Source organism: Pantoea sp. SGAir0430, assembly GCF_043549295.1.
The window spans coordinates 2,959,081-2,973,398 of sequence record NZ_CP039427.1; the positions used below are offsets into that span (position 1 = coordinate 2,959,081).

The 14,318-nt window shown below is 55.5% G+C and carries 13 protein-coding genes; all 13 read left to right on the forward strand.

Annotation, left to right across the window (positions count from 1 at the left end; genetic code table 11):
- Positions 1-45 precede the first annotated feature (45 nt).
- The 13 genes from mnmG to glmS all read left to right on the forward strand — a co-directional run bounded on the left by mnmG (position 46) and on the right by glmS (position 14,138).
- Positions 46-1,935: a tRNA uridine-5-carboxymethylaminomethyl(34) synthesis enzyme MnmG gene (gene mnmG, locus E7738_RS14005; protein WP_021508183.1), complete on the forward strand. Its 1,890-nt coding sequence runs from the start codon at positions 46-48 to the stop codon at positions 1,933-1,935.
- Between the two features lie 48 nt (positions 1,936-1,983).
- Entirely contained in the window at positions 1,984-2,601 is a 618-nt protein-coding gene (gene rsmG / locus E7738_RS14010) for a 16S rRNA (guanine(527)-N(7))-methyltransferase RsmG (RefSeq protein WP_058758219.1), read from the forward strand.
- A 713-nt stretch (positions 2,602-3,314) separates the two neighbouring features.
- Positions 3,315-3,695: a F0F1 ATP synthase subunit I gene (gene atpI, locus E7738_RS14015; protein ID WP_021508185.1), complete on the forward strand. Its 381-nt coding sequence runs from the start codon at positions 3,315-3,317 to the stop codon at positions 3,693-3,695.
- A gap of 8 nt (positions 3,696-3,703) precedes the next feature.
- Positions 3,704-4,522, forward strand: coding sequence for a F0F1 ATP synthase subunit A (atpB, locus tag E7738_RS14020; protein ID WP_031279833.1), 819 nt, complete (start codon positions 3,704-3,706; stop codon positions 4,520-4,522).
- Positions 4,523-4,571: 49 nt separating this feature from the next.
- Positions 4,572-4,811 (forward strand): F0F1 ATP synthase subunit C, encoded by a 240-nt coding sequence (gene atpE, locus E7738_RS14025; RefSeq protein WP_003849523.1) that lies wholly within the window; start codon positions 4,572-4,574, stop codon positions 4,809-4,811.
- Between the two features lie 108 nt (positions 4,812-4,919).
- Positions 4,920-5,390 (forward strand): F0F1 ATP synthase subunit B, encoded by a 471-nt coding sequence (gene atpF / locus E7738_RS14030; RefSeq protein WP_021313757.1) that lies wholly within the window; start codon positions 4,920-4,922, stop codon positions 5,388-5,390.
- A 14-nt stretch (positions 5,391-5,404) separates the two neighbouring features.
- Positions 5,405-5,938 (forward strand): F0F1 ATP synthase subunit delta, encoded by a 534-nt coding sequence (atpH, locus tag E7738_RS14035; protein WP_021508187.1) that lies wholly within the window; start codon positions 5,405-5,407, stop codon positions 5,936-5,938.
- Positions 5,939-5,952: 14 nt separating this feature from the next.
- The gene (gene atpA, locus E7738_RS14040; RefSeq protein ID WP_021508188.1) at positions 5,953-7,494 is read left to right on the forward strand and encodes a F0F1 ATP synthase subunit alpha; all 1,542 of its coding nucleotides are present in this window, start codon (positions 5,953-5,955) and stop codon (positions 7,492-7,494) included.
- Between the two features lie 52 nt (positions 7,495-7,546).
- Entirely contained in the window at positions 7,547-8,413 is an 867-nt protein-coding gene (gene atpG, locus E7738_RS14045; protein WP_021508189.1) for a F0F1 ATP synthase subunit gamma, read from the forward strand.
- Between the two features lie 63 nt (positions 8,414-8,476).
- Entirely contained in the window at positions 8,477-9,874 is a 1,398-nt protein-coding gene (gene atpD / locus E7738_RS14050; protein WP_021508190.1) for a F0F1 ATP synthase subunit beta, read from the forward strand.
- A gap of 24 nt (positions 9,875-9,898) precedes the next feature.
- Positions 9,899-10,318 carry a F0F1 ATP synthase subunit epsilon gene (locus E7738_RS14055; RefSeq protein ID WP_021508191.1) on the forward strand — a complete coding sequence of 140 codons (420 nt, stop codon included), beginning with the start codon at positions 9,899-9,901 and terminating at the stop codon, positions 10,316-10,318.
- A 439-nt stretch (positions 10,319-10,757) separates the two neighbouring features.
- Positions 10,758-12,128: a bifunctional UDP-N-acetylglucosamine diphosphorylase/glucosamine-1-phosphate N-acetyltransferase GlmU gene (gene glmU / locus E7738_RS14060; RefSeq protein WP_394515725.1), complete on the forward strand. Its 1,371-nt coding sequence runs from the start codon at positions 10,758-10,760 to the stop codon at positions 12,126-12,128.
- A 180-nt stretch (positions 12,129-12,308) separates the two neighbouring features.
- Positions 12,309-14,138, forward strand: coding sequence for a glutamine--fructose-6-phosphate transaminase (isomerizing) (glmS, locus tag E7738_RS14065; RefSeq protein WP_021506932.1), 1,830 nt, complete (start codon positions 12,309-12,311; stop codon positions 14,136-14,138).
- The last annotated feature ends 180 nt before the right edge of the window (positions 14,139-14,318 follow it).

Genomic DNA, 14,318 nt, shown 5'->3' on the forward strand with positions numbered 1-14,318 from the left:
CCCAGGGCAACGATCCCTGTCCGAACACTAACGAGGACCCACTTCATGTTTTATCCAGATCCTTTTGACGTCATCGTAATCGGTGGTGGTCATGCGGGCACAGAAGCCGCGATGGCCGCTGCCCGAATGGGTCAGCAAACCCTGTTACTCACCCATAATATTGATACGCTGGGACAAATGTCCTGTAACCCGGCGATCGGTGGCATCGGGAAAGGACACCTGGTTAAGGAAGTGGATGCCTTAGGCGGTTTGATGGCCAGCGCGATCGATCAGGCCGGTATTCAGTTTAGGATACTAAACGCCAGCAAAGGCCCGGCGGTGCGTGCCACGCGTGCACAGGCAGACCGGGTACTGTATCGCCAGGCGGTACGCACTGCGCTGGAAAACCAGCCGAACCTGATGATCTTCCAGCAGGCGGTTGACGATCTGATTGTGGAGAACGATCGCGTTGTCGGCGCCGTGACCCAGATGGGCCTGAAGTTCCGGGCGAAAACCGTCGTTCTGACGGTGGGCACCTTCCTGGACGGCAAAATCCACATCGGCCTCGATAACTACAGCGGTGGCCGTGCAGGCGATCCTCCGTCGATTCCGCTGGCTAAACGTCTGCGTGCGCTGCCGCTGCGCGTAAACCGCCTGAAAACCGGTACGCCACCGCGTATCGATGCCCGCACCATCGACTTTTCGGTGCTCACGCCGCAGCACGGGGATGACCCGATGCCGGTGTTCTCGTTTATGGGCCATGCCGGACAGCATCCGCAGCAGGTGCCATGCTGGATCACCCACACCAACGAGCAGACACATGAAGTGATCCGCAATAACCTCGATCGCAGCCCGATGTATGCCGGGATCATTGAGGGGATCGGACCACGCTACTGCCCGTCGATTGAAGACAAAGTAATGCGCTTTGCCGATCGTAACGCGCATCAGATTTTCCTTGAGCCGGAAGGGCTGACCAGCAACGAAATCTACCCGAACGGTATCTCCACCAGCCTGCCGTTTGATGTGCAGATGCAGATCGTGCGCTCGATGAAAGGTCTGGAGAACGCGAAGATCGTGCGTCCGGGCTACGCCATCGAGTACGACTTCTTCGATCCGCGCGATCTCAAGCCGACGCTGGAGAGTAAATTTATCCACGGCCTGTTCTTTGCCGGCCAGATCAACGGCACCACCGGTTATGAAGAAGCGGCGGCGCAGGGGCTGCTGGCCGGCCTTAACGCTGCGCGTCAGTCTGCGGACAAAGAGGGCTGGGCGCCGCGTCGCGATCAGGCCTATCTTGGCGTGCTAGTGGACGATCTGTGTACGCTGGGCACCAAAGAGCCGTATCGCATGTTTACCTCGCGCGCTGAGTATCGTCTGATGCTGCGCGAAGACAACGCCGATTTGCGCCTGACCGAAACCGGACGTGAACTCGGCCTGGTCGACGACGCGCGCTGGGCTCGCTATAACCAGAAGCTGGAAGCGATTGAGCAGGAGCGTCAGCGTCTGCGTGACCTGTGGGTGCATCCGAAGTCTGAAAACGTCAGCGAAGTGAACACGGTAATCAGCGCGCCGCTCACCAAAGAGGCCAGCGCGGAAGATCTGCTGCGTCGTCCGGAGATGACCTACGAACTGCTGATGTCGCTGCCAAGCTACGGTCCGGCGCTGGCGGATGAGCAGGCCGCAGAGCAGGTAGAGATTCAGGTGAAGTATGAAGGTTACATCGCGCGTCAGCAGGAGGAGATCGATCGCCAGCAGCGCAATGAAAACACCTTACTCCCGGCCGACCTCGACTATCGCCAGGTGAATGGGCTGTCGAATGAAGTGATCGCCAAACTCAACGACCACAAACCGACCTCCATTGGCCAGGCATCGCGTATTTCCGGCATCACGCCGGCGGCGATTTCAATTCTGCTGATTTACCTGAAAAAACAGGGCCTGCTGCGTAAAAGCGCCTGATCGACCCCCGGGGCGGGCACGCTCGCCCCTGTTAATGGAATTCTCGTCGTGATTAATAAACTCTCCCGGCTGCTGCAAGCGGCAAACATTTCCCTCTCCGATCAGCAAAAACAGCAGCTGGTGGGTTATGTCGAACTGCTGCACAAGTGGAATAAAGCCTACAACCTGACCTCGGTGCGCGATCCGCAGCAGATGCTGGTGCGCCACATTCTCGACAGCATCGTGGTAGAACCCCACCTGCAGGGTGAGCGCTTTATTGATGTCGGTACCGGACCGGGCCTGCCGGGGATCCCGCTGGCGATTGTCCGCCCGCAGGCGCACTTTACGCTGCTGGACAGCCTCGGGAAACGCGTGCGTTTCCTGCGTCAGGTGCAACATGAGTTAGGGCTTACTAACGTCACGCCGGTGCAGAGCCGGGTGGAAGAGTTCCCGGCTGAGCCGCCGTTTGACGGGGTGATCAGCCGCGCCTTCGCGTCGCTGGAGGACATGCTGAACTGGTGTCATCATCTGCCGGGCGCGACAGGCCACTTCTATGCACTGAAAGGCGTCAGGCCGGATGACGAAATTGCCGCGCTGCCTGCCGGCTTCGCCATCGAAAAAATTGAGCCACTGCGGGTGCCGGAACTGGAAGGTGAGCGTCATCTGGTGGTGATCAGGCGGCAATAGTCGCGCAAACGGTGTGGATTTATCGTGATTCATGCCGTTTGGCTTAGCGCAGCAGCCGGCTAAAAAAACAGCGGTTGAACGCGTCACGATAAACGCTTTTATTCAACAGGGCAGGGGAAGCAGGTTAACATCCGCCGCGGAAATTATCCGAAAACCTCTGTTACATTTAACGAATAATTCACATTTCATTATCAGTTACATCACTTTAACCGCTGTATTTACTGTGCCGAATAGTCACGGCGGAAAATATAACTCTGCAATAAATCGGCGGACGTAATATCAGTTTTACGTTTTTATTGCGGTGGGTGATGTCAATAGAGTGTTTTTATCGAAAATCTGGCGCTAATCCTGGAGAAATAATTCTATCTTACTGATAGAAAAGTAAATTGCGGGTTTCATTAATTGCGCGGCAGGGGTTAAAAAGCAAATTATCGCTGCCGGGGGTGCTTATAATGTGATCTGAAGCACGCTTTAAAAGCAAGTCTGCCGGGCAATTTCAAGCCTGTTTCGTCAGACAGGCCGAAGCGGATGTTTTGAAAAATAGCCCTCCAGAAAGAAATTTAAATAATTGTTCACCTTTTCGCTACTTACCGATTGAAATCGCAGGTGCGGCCCGTATAATTTGCACGGCTTTTGCTGCTTGACTCAAAAGAGTAAAGGCAGTCTTATACGACACGCGACATACCCCGTTCGGGGCAGGAGAGTTAAGCGTCATGTCAGTGTCTCTTTACAGTGTGAAATTAGCCCGAACCGTGCTGGTGATCCAGCTGGTGACCTTTGTCGTAATCGGTGCGCTGTTTGCCCTGAAAGATGTCACCTGGGGCGCCTCTGCCATCGCGGGTGGTGCGGCAGCCTGGCTGCCAAACGTACTGTTTATGTTTTTAGCCTGGCGCCTGCAGGATCAAACTCCGGCAAAAGGGCGTGTCGCCTGGAGCTTCGCCTTTGGTGAAGTGCTCAAGGTGTTTGCCACCGTTGTTTTTCTCGTTGTGGCGTTAGGTGGATTTGGAGCGGTCTTCTGGCCACTCGCAATCACCTGGTTATCGGTGCTGGTGGTACAAATCGTCGCGCCGGCTGTAATTAACAACAAAGGGTAAGAGGCATCATGGCCGCAGGAGAGATCTCAACGCCGCAGGAATACATAGGTCATCATCTGACACATCTTCAGATGGACCTGCGTACTTTCGAGCTGGTGAATGCACACGACGCGCCAGCAACGTTCTGGACGTTAAACCTGGACTCCATGTTTTTCTCTGTTGTACTGGGACTGGTGTTCCTGGTGCTGTTCCGTAAAGTGGCGAAAAGTGCCACCAGCGGTGTGCCAGGGAAAATGCAGGCGGCTATCGAGCTGGTCGTTGGCTTTGTTGATAGCAACGTCCGCGACATGTACCACGGTAAGAGTAAAGTTATCGCCCCGCTGGCTCTGACGATTTTCGTCTGGGTCTTCCTGATGAACTTCATGGATCTGCTGCCTATCGATTTGCTGCCGTTTATCGGCGAGCACTATCTGGGCCTGCCGGCGCTGCGCGTCGTGCCGTCTGCAGACGTGAACATCACGCTGTCTATGGCGCTGGGCGTATTTATTTTGATTCTGTTCTACAGCATCAAAATGAAAGGTGTAGGTGGCTTCGCCAAAGAGCTGACGCTGCAGCCTTTTAATCACCCGATCTTCATCCCCATCAACCTGATTCTTGAAGGTGTTAGCCTGCTGTCTAAACCGGTTTCGCTCGGTCTGCGACTGTTCGGCAACATGTATGCGGGTGAGCTGATCTTTATCCTGATTGCCGGTCTGCTGCCGTGGTGGTCGCAGTGGGTGCTGAATGTGCCATGGGCCATTTTCCACATCCTGATTATTTCGCTGCAGGCTTTCATTTTCATGGTCCTCACGATTGTCTATCTGTCGATGGCATCTGAAGAGCATTGATTTTTATCTCAACAACTTAGCTTTTAACTGAAACAAACTGGAGACTGTCATGGAAAACCTGAATATGGATCTGCTGTACATGGCTGCCGCTGTGATGATGGGTCTGGCGGCAATCGGTGCTGCGATCGGTATCGGCATCCTCGGAGGTAAATTCCTGGAAGGCGCAGCGCGTCAGCCGGATCTGATTCCTCTGCTGCGTACGCAGTTCTTTGTTGTAATGGGTCTGGTGGATGCAATCCCAATGATCGCTGTTGGTCTGGGTCTCTACGTGATGTTTGCTGTCGCCTAAAGCCTGTAGCCGTGGTTCACTCATGGCACGCAGTGTGATGAGGAACGGATTCTGCCGTTTATCGCTGATAGCGGCAGAGCAAGTTAACTTAATAAGAGGCATTGTGCTGTGAACATTAATGCAACAATCCTCGGCCAGGCCATCGCGTTCATCCTGTTTGTCGCGTTCTGCATGAAGTACGTATGGCCGCCGATTATGGCTGCCATCGAAAAGCGCCAGAAAGAAATTGCTGAAGGCCTTGCTTCTGCTGAACGCGCGAAGAAAGATTTGGATCTCGCGCAGGCCAATGCGACCGACCAGCTGAAAAAAGCCAAAGAAGAAGCTCAGGTCATTATCGAGCAGGCGAACAAACGCCGTGCCCAGATTCTGGACGAAGCCAAAACTGAAGCTGAGACTGAACGTAACCGCATCGTGTCTCAGGCGCAGGCAGAAATCGAAGCCGAGCGCTCACGTGCACGTGAAGAGCTGCGTAAGCAAGTCGCGCTGCTGGCCTTAGCTGGCGCCGAGAAGATCATCGAACGTTCCGTGGATGAAGCTGCTAACAGCGACATCGTTGATAAACTGGTCGCTGAACTGTAAGGAGGGAGGGGCTGATGTCTGATCTGATTACTGTAGCTCGCCCCTACGCCAAAGCAGCTTTTGACTTTGCTGTTGAGCATCAAAGTATCGACCGCTGGCAGACCATGCTGGCGTTTGCCGCAGAAGTGGCTCGCAACGAACAGATGGCAGAACTCCTTTCCGGTGCATTGGCACCGGAAGCCTTGTCTGCTTCTTTCAACGCAGTCTGTGGTGATCAACTTGATGAACACGCTCAGAACCTGATTAAGGTTATGGCGGAGAACGGACGTTTGACAGCGCTTCCAGCGGTACTGGAACAGTTCATTCAACTGCGTGACGCTTATGAAGCGACAGCCGAAGTTGATGTGATCTCCGCCAGTGCGCTGAGTGACAGCCAGCTGAGTAAAATCAGCGCCGCGATGGAAAAACGTCTGTCACGCAAAGTTAAGCTGAATTGCAAAATTGATAAGTCTGTAATGGCAGGTGTGGTTATCCGTGCGGGTGACCTGGTGATTGATGGCAGCGTGCGCGGCCGTCTTGACCGTCTGGCAGACGTCTTGCAGTCTTAAGGGGACTGGAGCATATGCAACTGAATTCCACCGAAATCAGCGAACTGATCAAGCAGCGCATTGCTCAGTTCAATGTCGTGAGCGAAGCTCACAACGAAGGTACTATTGTTTCTGTAAGTGACGGTATCATCCGCGTACACGGCCTGGCCGATGTAATGCAGGGTGAGATGATTGCTCTGCCGGGCAACCGTTACGCTATCGCACTGAACCTCGAGCGTGACTCTGTAGGTGCAGTAGTGATGGGTCCGTACGCTGACCTCGCCGAAGGCATGAAGGTGAAGTGTACTGGCCGTATCCTGGAAGTGCCGGTTGGCCGTGGCCTGCTGGGCCGCGTGGTTAACACCTTGGGTGCACCGATCGACGGTAAAGGCGCTATCGACAACGATGGCTTCTCACCAGTTGAAGTGATTGCACCAGGCGTTATCGACCGTCAGTCAGTCGACCAGCCTGTTCAGACCGGTTACAAATCTGTCGATGCGATGATTCCAATCGGCCGTGGCCAGCGTGAGCTGATCATCGGTGACCGTCAGACCGGTAAAACTGCGATGGCCATCGACGCCATCATCAACCAGCGCGATTCTGGCATCAAGTGTGTCTACGTCGCGATCGGTCAGAAAGCCTCTACCATCTCTAACGTGGTACGTAAGCTGGAAGAGCACGGTGCGCTGTCTAACACCATCGTGGTTGTCGCTTCCGCTTCTGAATCCGCTGCGCTGCAGTACCTGGCTCCGTATGCCGGTTGCGCGATGGGTGAATACTTCCGTGACCGCGGTGAAGATGCGCTGATCGTGTATGATGACCTGTCTAAGCAGGCTGTTGCTTACCGTCAGATTTCTCTGCTGCTGCGCCGTCCGCCGGGTCGTGAAGCATTCCCGGGCGACGTGTTCTACCTCCACTCTCGTCTGCTTGAGCGTGCATCACGCGTAAGCGCTGACTACGTTGAGCGTTTCACCAACGGTGAAGTGAAAGGCCAGACCGGTTCTCTGACCGCGCTGCCGATCATCGAAACCCAGGCGGGTGACGTTTCTGCGTTCGTTCCGACCAACGTAATCTCGATTACCGATGGTCAGATCTTCCTGGAATCGAACCTGTTCAACTCCGGTATCCGTCCAGCCGTTAACCCGGGTATTTCGGTATCCCGTGTTGGTGGTGCTGCACAGACCAAGATCATCAAGAAACTGTCCGGTGGTATCCGTACCGCGCTGGCACAGTATCGTGAACTGGCAGCGTTCTCTCAGTTCGCTTCCGATCTGGACGATGCAACGCGCAAACAGCTGAGCCACGGTCAGAAAGTGACCGAGCTGCTGAAGCAGAAACAGTATGCACCGATGTCTGTTGCACAACAGGGTCTGGTACTGTTCGCTGCCGAGCGCGGCTTCCTGAACGACGTTGAACTGGCGAAAATCGGCAGCTTCGAAGCCGCTCTGCTGGCGTTCGCCGATCGCGAACACGCGGAGCTGATGGCTGAAATCAACCAGGCGGGTAACTACAACAACGAAATCGAAGAGAAGCTGAAAGGCCTCCTCGAAACGTTTAAAGCAACCCAGTCCTGGTAATGTCTGGCGGCTTGTCTGAAAAGGCAGGCCGCAAGGCTTTGAGGAGAAGCTAATGGCCGGCGCAAAAGAAATACGTACCAAGATCGGAAGCGTGAAAAACACGCAGAAGATCACCAAAGCGATGGAAATGGTCGCCGCCTCCAAAATGCGTAAAACGCAGGAACGCATGGCGGCCAGCCGTCCGTATGCAGATACCATGCGCAAAGTGATTGGTCACCTTGCTCTGGGTAATCTGGAATACAAGCACCCTTACCTGGATGAGCGCGACGTTAAGCGCGTCGGCTACCTGGTCGTTTCGACTGACCGCGGGCTTTGTGGTGGTTTGAACGTTAACCTGTTCAAAAAATTGCTGGCAGAAATGAAAGGCTGGTCTGATAAAGGCGTGCAGAGCGATCTGGCGATTATCGGTTCCAAAGGCGTTTCTTTCTTCGGCTCTGTAGGTGGCAACGTCGTGGCTCAGGTTACCGGCATGGGCGATAAGCCTGCGCTGTCCGACCTGATCGGCCCGGTAAAAGTGATGTTGCAGGCTTATGATGAAGGCCGCATCGACAAGCTGTATATCGTCAGCAATAAGTTTAATAACACCATGTCTCAGACTCCGACCATTACCCAACTGCTGCCGTTACCGCCAGCGGAAGGTGAAGAAGAGATGAAGGCGAAGACCTGGGATTACCTGTACGAACCCGATCCGAAAGCGCTGCTGGATACCCTGCTGCGTCGTTATGTCGAATCGCAGGTTTATCAGGGTGTGGTGGAAAACCTGGCCAGTGAGCAGGCTGCACGTATGGTGGCTATGAAAGCGGCAACCGATAACGGCGGAAACCTGATCAAAGAGCTGCAGTTGGTGTACAACAAAGCTCGTCAGGCCAGCATCACTCAGGAACTTACCGAGATCGTCTCGGGAGCCTCCGCGGTTTAACCAGGCATATATCCCGTCGCGCGAGCGCGGCCGGATATTCTCGTATTAGGTAGAGGATTCAAGATGGCAGCTGGAAAGATTGTCCAGATTATCGGCGCCGTAGTTGACGTCGAATTCCCTCAGGACGCGGTACCGCAGGTATACAGCGCTCTCGAGGTAAAAAATGGTGATGCTCGTCTGGTGCTGGAAGTTCAGCAGCAGCTGGGCGGTGGCGTGGTGCGTACCATCGCCATGGGTTCTTCTGACGGCCTGAAGCGCGGTCTGGAAGTCACCGACCTGAAAAAACCTATCCAGGTTCCGGTTGGTAAAGCAACACTCGGCCGTATCATGAACGTGCTGGGTGAGCCAATCGACATGAAAGGCGACCTGAAAGAAGAAGACGGCAGCGCTGTAGAGGTTTCCTCTATTCACCGCGCAGCGCCTTCTTATGAAGATCAGTCAAACTCGCAGGAACTGCTGGAAACCGGCATCAAGGTTATCGACCTGATGTGTCCGTTCGCGAAGGGCGGTAAAGTCGGTCTGTTCGGTGGTGCGGGGGTGGGTAAAACCGTAAACATGATGGAGCTAATCCGTAACATCGCGGCTGAGCACTCAGGTTATTCGGTCTTTGCTGGCGTGGGTGAGCGTACTCGTGAGGGTAACGATTTCTACCACGAAATGACTGACTCCAACGTTATCGACAAAGTAGCGCTGGTGTATGGCCAGATGAACGAGCCGCCGGGTAACCGTCTGCGCGTAGCACTGACCGGTCTGACCATGGCGGAAAAATTCCGTGATGAAGGCCGTGACGTTCTGCTGTTCATCGACAACATCTACCGTTACACCCTGGCCGGTACAGAGGTTTCTGCACTGCTGGGTCGTATGCCATCGGCGGTAGGTTATCAGCCAACGCTGGCTGAAGAGATGGGTGTGCTGCAGGAGCGTATTACCTCCACCAAGACCGGTTCAATCACCTCCGTACAGGCCGTTTACGTTCCTGCGGATGACCTGACTGACCCGTCACCAGCAACCACCTTTGCTCACTTAGACTCAACCGTTACGCTGAGCCGTCAGATCGCGTCACTGGGTATCTACCCGGCCGTTGACCCGCTGGACTCTACCAGCCGTCAGCTGGATCCGCTGATCGTCGGTCAGGAGCACTACGACGTCGCGCGTGGCGTTCAGTCGCTGCTGCAGCGTTACCAGGAGCTGAAAGACATCATCGCCATCCTCGGCATGGACGAGCTGTCTGAAGAAGACAAACTGCTGGTGGCACGTGCGCGTAAGATTCAGCGCTTCCTGTCTCAGCCGTTCTTCGTAGCAGAAGTCTTCACCGGTTCTCCGGGTAAATACGTGACGCTGAAAGACACCATCCGTGGCTTCAAAGGCATCATGGAAGGCGAATTCGACCACCTGCCAGAGCAGGCGTTCTACATGGTCGGCGCGATCGAAGAAGCTGTCGAAAAAGCGAAGAAACTGTAATAACGGTTTCCCAGGAGGAGTGGTATGGCTATGACTTATCATCTGGACGTGGTCAGCGCGGAGCAGCAAATGTTCTCCGGTCTGGTGCAGCGTATCCAGGTGTCAGGTAGCGAAGGTGAGCTGGGTATTTACCCGGGCCACGCCCCGCTGCTGACTGCCATCAAGCCTGGTATGATTCGCATCGTTAAACAGCACGGCGAAGAGGAGTATATCTACCTCTCTGGCGGCGTGCTGGAAGTACAGCCGGGCAGCACGACCGTTCTGGCCGACACTGCAATTCGCGGTGAAGACCTCGACGAAGCGCGCGCGCTGGAAGCGAAACGTAAAGCAGAAGAGCACATGAACAGCAGCCACGGCGACGTGGACTATGCTCAGGCCTCTGCGGAGCTGGCGAAAGCTATCGCGAAACTGCGCGTCATCGAGCTGACCAAAAAAGCGATGTAATCAGGCTTTATGCGTCACGAAATGCCAGCCCCCGGGCTGGCATTTTTTTTGCCTGCTGCCGGTGCGCATAAATGCGCACGCTGTCCAAAACCGCACAATCACCCCGTAGGGGCGCCATTCATGGCGACCAAATGTCGGTACGCATAAATGCGCATGCTGTCCAAAACCGCACAATCACCCCGTAGGGGCGGCATTCATGGCGACCAAATGTCGGTGCGCATAAATGCGCATGCTGTTCAAAACCGCACAATCACCCCGTAGGGGCGCCATTTATGGCGACCGAAAATGGCGCAACGCCCTTACCTTATGCCCTCCCCGGCGACCCGTGCTGGCCACTCGCCGCCGCTCATCCTCTTCCGCTAATTTCGCACGGAGAAAAATGTAGTAATCTCAGGGGTAAACCTTACACTTTCGAAAGCTAAATTGAGTCAGGATAGTTATGTCGACAATCGCAATGAGCGTGGTGATCCTTGCCGCTGGCAAAGGCACCCGCATGTATTCCGATCTGCCGAAGGTGCTGCACAGCCTGGCAGGTAAACCAATGGTGCAACACGTTATTGATGCCGCTACCGGCCTCGGCGCACAGCAGGTGCATCTGGTCTACGGCCACGGCGGTGAATTGCTGCAGGAGAAACTGGCGCATAACCCGCTGAACTGGGTGTTGCAGGCGGAACAGCTCGGCACCGGCCATGCCATGCAGCAGGCGGCACCGTTCTTCGCCGATGACGAAGATATCCTGATGCTGTACGGCGATGTCCCGCTGATCGCCCAGGAAACCCTGCAGCGTCTGCGCGACGCCAAACCCGCTGGCGGCATCGGGCTGCTCACCGTGGTGCTGGATAACCCCACCGGCTACGGACGCATCGTGCGCGAAAACGGCACCATCACCGGCATCGTGGAGCAAAAAGATGCGTCAGCCGAACAGCTGAAGATTCAGGAGATCAACACCGGCATCCTGATCGCCAACGGTGCCGACCTGAAGCGCTGGCTGGCGCAGCTCAACAACCACAATGCGCAGGGCGAATTCTACATCACCGATATCATCGCCATGGCGCATCAGGAAGGCCGCGTGATCAACGCAGTGCACCCGGCGCGTATCAGCGAAACCGACGGCGTGAACAATCGTCTGCAGCTATCCACTCTGGAGCGCACTTATCAACGCGAGCAGGCAGAAAAGCTGCTGCTGGCTGGCGTCATGCTGCGCGATCCGGCGCGCTTCGATCTGCGCGGTACGCTGCAGCACGGTCGTGATGTCGATATTGATACCAACGTGATCATTGAAGGCAACGTCACGCTGGGCCATCGGGTGAAAATCGGCGCTGGCTGCATCATCAAAAACAGCGTGATTGCCGATGACTGCGAAATCAGCCCTTATTCGGTGATTGAAGATGCCACGCTGGCCGCCGCCTGCACCGTCGGGCCGTTTGCGCGCCTGCGTCCGGGCAGCGAACTGGCTGAACAGGCGCACGTCGGCAACTTTGTCGAGATGAAGAAAGCGACGCTGGGTAAAGGCTCTAAGGCCGGCCATCTGTCGTATCTCGGGGATGCGGAGATTGGCGCGGGCGTGAATATCGGTGCCGGCACCATCACCTGCAACTACGACGGTGCCAACAAGTTTAAAACCATTATCGGCGACAACGTGTTTGTCGGCTCGGACACCCAGCTGGTGGCTCCGGTCAGCGTGGCGGCGGGCGCCACCATCGCCGCCGGCACGACGGTGATGAAAGACGTTACCGCTGCCGATCTGGTCTATAACCGCAAAGAGCAAAATCAGAAGTCTGGCTGGCAGCGTCCGGTTAAGAAAAAATAAATGTCAGGGCCGGCAAAGATCGGCCCGGTATTAAAAACCCGACATATTCCGGTTTTCAGGCAGCTAACGCACCTGCAACCTGGAATAGGAAGGGATATCCCCCACTCTCTACAAGGCTCGGGGAACAATCAGGTCAGATGACAACGCAATGGCCGAAAGCCATGACGTCAGGAAATTACTATGTGTGGAATTGTTGGTGCAGTAGCGCAGCGTGATATCGCAGAAATTCTGCTGGAAGGGCTGCGTCGTCTTGAGTATCGCGGTTATGACTCTGCCGGTCTGGCGGTTGTCGATCGCCAGGGCCACATGACGCGGTTGCGTCGTCTGGGTAAAGTGGCCAATCTGGCAGAAGCGGCGGAGCAGCAGCCGCTGATTGGCGGAACCGGCATCGCGCACACCCGCTGGGCGACGCACGGTGAGCCGTCGGAAGCCAATGCGCACCCGCACGTCTCAGAGCACATTATTATTGTGCACAACGGCATCATTGAGAACCACGAACCGCTGCGTGAGCAGATGATCGCACGCGGTTACCGCTTTGCCTCCGAAACCGATACCGAAGTGGTGGCGCACCTGGTGCACTGGGAGCAGAAACAGGGCGGTACGCTGCGCGAAGTGGTACTGCGGGTGATCCCGCAACTGCGCGGGGCGTATGGCATGGTGATCATGGACAGCCGCGATCCGTCGGTGCTGGTGGCTGCGCGTTCCGGCAGCCCGCTGGTGATTGGCCGCGGCGTGGGCGAAAACTTTATCGCTTCCGATCAGCTGGCGCTGCTGCCGGTGACCCGCCGCTTTATCTACCTCGAAGAAGGGGATATTGCCGAAATTACCCGCCGCGAAGTGACGATTATTGATCGCCACGGTAACCAGGCACAGCGCGCGGAGATCGAATCCAATGCGCAGTACGATGCCGGCGATAAAGGCGTTTACCGCCATTACATGCAGAAAGAGATCTACGAACAGCCGAACGCCATCAAAAACACGCTGGCCGGCCGCTTCCATGACGGCATTGTTGATCTCAGCGAGCTGGGCGCTAATGCGGAAACGCTGCTGAGCCAGGTGGAACATATCCAGATCATCGCCTGCGGCACCTCTTACAACTCCGGCATGGTGTCGCGTTACTGGTTTGAGTCGCTGGCCAACATCCCGTGTGACGTGGAAATCGCCTCCGAATTCCGCTATCGCAAATCGGCGGTGCGTAAAAACAGCCTGCTGATCACCCTGTCGCAATCCGGTGAAACCGCCGATACGCTGGCAGCGCTGCGCCTGTCCAAAGAGCTGGGCTATCTCGGTTCGCTGGCCATCTGCAACGTGGCGGGTTCGTCACTGGTGCGTGAGTCAGATCTGGCGCTCATGACCAAAGCCGGCACCGAAATCGGCGTGGCCTCGACCAAAGCGTTCACCACCCAGCTGACGGTACTGCTGATGCTGGTGGCGAAGCTGGGGCGTCTGCACGGCATGCGCGCTGAAACAGAGCACGAGATTGTTCATGCACTGCAGGCGTTGCCGAGCCGCATTGAACAGATGCTGGCGCAGGATAAAGTGATCGAGAATCTTGCCGAAGGCTTCTCTGACAAGCATCACGCGCTGTTCCTCGGCCGTGGCGATCAGTATCCGATTGCCATGGAAGGGGCGCTGAAGCTGAAAGAGATCTCCTATATTCACGCCGAAGCCTATGCGGCGGGCGAGCTGAAGCACGGTCCGCTGGCGCTGATTGATGCCGATATGCCGGTGATTGTGGTGGCACCGAACAACGAACTGCTGGAGAAGCTGAAATCCAACATCGAAGAGGTGCGCGCGCGCGGCGGTCTGCTGTACGTGTTTGCCGACCAGGATGCCGGTTTCAGCGACAGCGAAGGCATGAAAATCATCCCGCTGCCGCACGTTGAAGAGGTGATTGCCCCAATCTTCTACACCGTGCCGCTGCAGTTGCTCTCCTACCACGTGGCGCTGATCAAAGGCACCGACGTCGACCAGCCGCGTAACCTGGCTAAGTCGGTTACGGTGGAATAAGCGTAGCCCGGTCTGGAAACAGGCCGGGTTTTTTTAACTCATTGTTGTTCCGATTAAATTAATCGTGAATTCTGTGAACGTTGTGAATTAATTTTTCCCTGATATGTGAAATCAACTTTCATAATTCGCTGGCTGTCCTTCACTTCTGTTTTGTTTAACTTTAATTTAACCTTTCAGTCA

What these genes read in the sequence shown, in the direction of transcription:
- atpA (WP_021508188.1), top strand. Translation starts at nt 5,953, where the DNA reads ATGCAACTGAATTCCACCGAAATCAGCGAACTGATCAAGCAGCGCATT.
- atpB (WP_031279833.1), top strand. Translation starts at nt 3,704, where the DNA reads ATGGCCGCAGGAGAGATCTCAACGCCGCAGGAATACATAGGTCATCAT.
- atpE (WP_003849523.1), top strand. Translation starts at nt 4,572, where the DNA reads ATGGAAAACCTGAATATGGATCTGCTGTACATGGCTGCCGCTGTGATG.
- atpH (WP_021508187.1), top strand. Translation starts at nt 5,405, where the DNA reads ATGTCTGATCTGATTACTGTAGCTCGCCCCTACGCCAAAGCAGCTTTT.
- E7738_RS14055 (WP_021508191.1), top strand. Translation starts at nt 9,899, where the DNA reads ATGGCTATGACTTATCATCTGGACGTGGTCAGCGCGGAGCAGCAAATG.
- glmU (WP_394515725.1), top strand. Translation starts at nt 10,758, where the DNA reads ATGTCGACAATCGCAATGAGCGTGGTGATCCTTGCCGCTGGCAAAGGC.
- atpI (WP_021508185.1), top strand. Translation starts at nt 3,315, where the DNA reads ATGTCAGTGTCTCTTTACAGTGTGAAATTAGCCCGAACCGTGCTGGTG.
- atpG (WP_021508189.1), top strand. Translation starts at nt 7,547, where the DNA reads ATGGCCGGCGCAAAAGAAATACGTACCAAGATCGGAAGCGTGAAAAAC.
- mnmG (WP_021508183.1), top strand. Translation starts at nt 46, where the DNA reads ATGTTTTATCCAGATCCTTTTGACGTCATCGTAATCGGTGGTGGTCAT.
- glmS (WP_021506932.1), top strand. Translation starts at nt 12,309, where the DNA reads ATGTGTGGAATTGTTGGTGCAGTAGCGCAGCGTGATATCGCAGAAATT.
- atpD (WP_021508190.1), top strand. Translation starts at nt 8,477, where the DNA reads ATGGCAGCTGGAAAGATTGTCCAGATTATCGGCGCCGTAGTTGACGTC.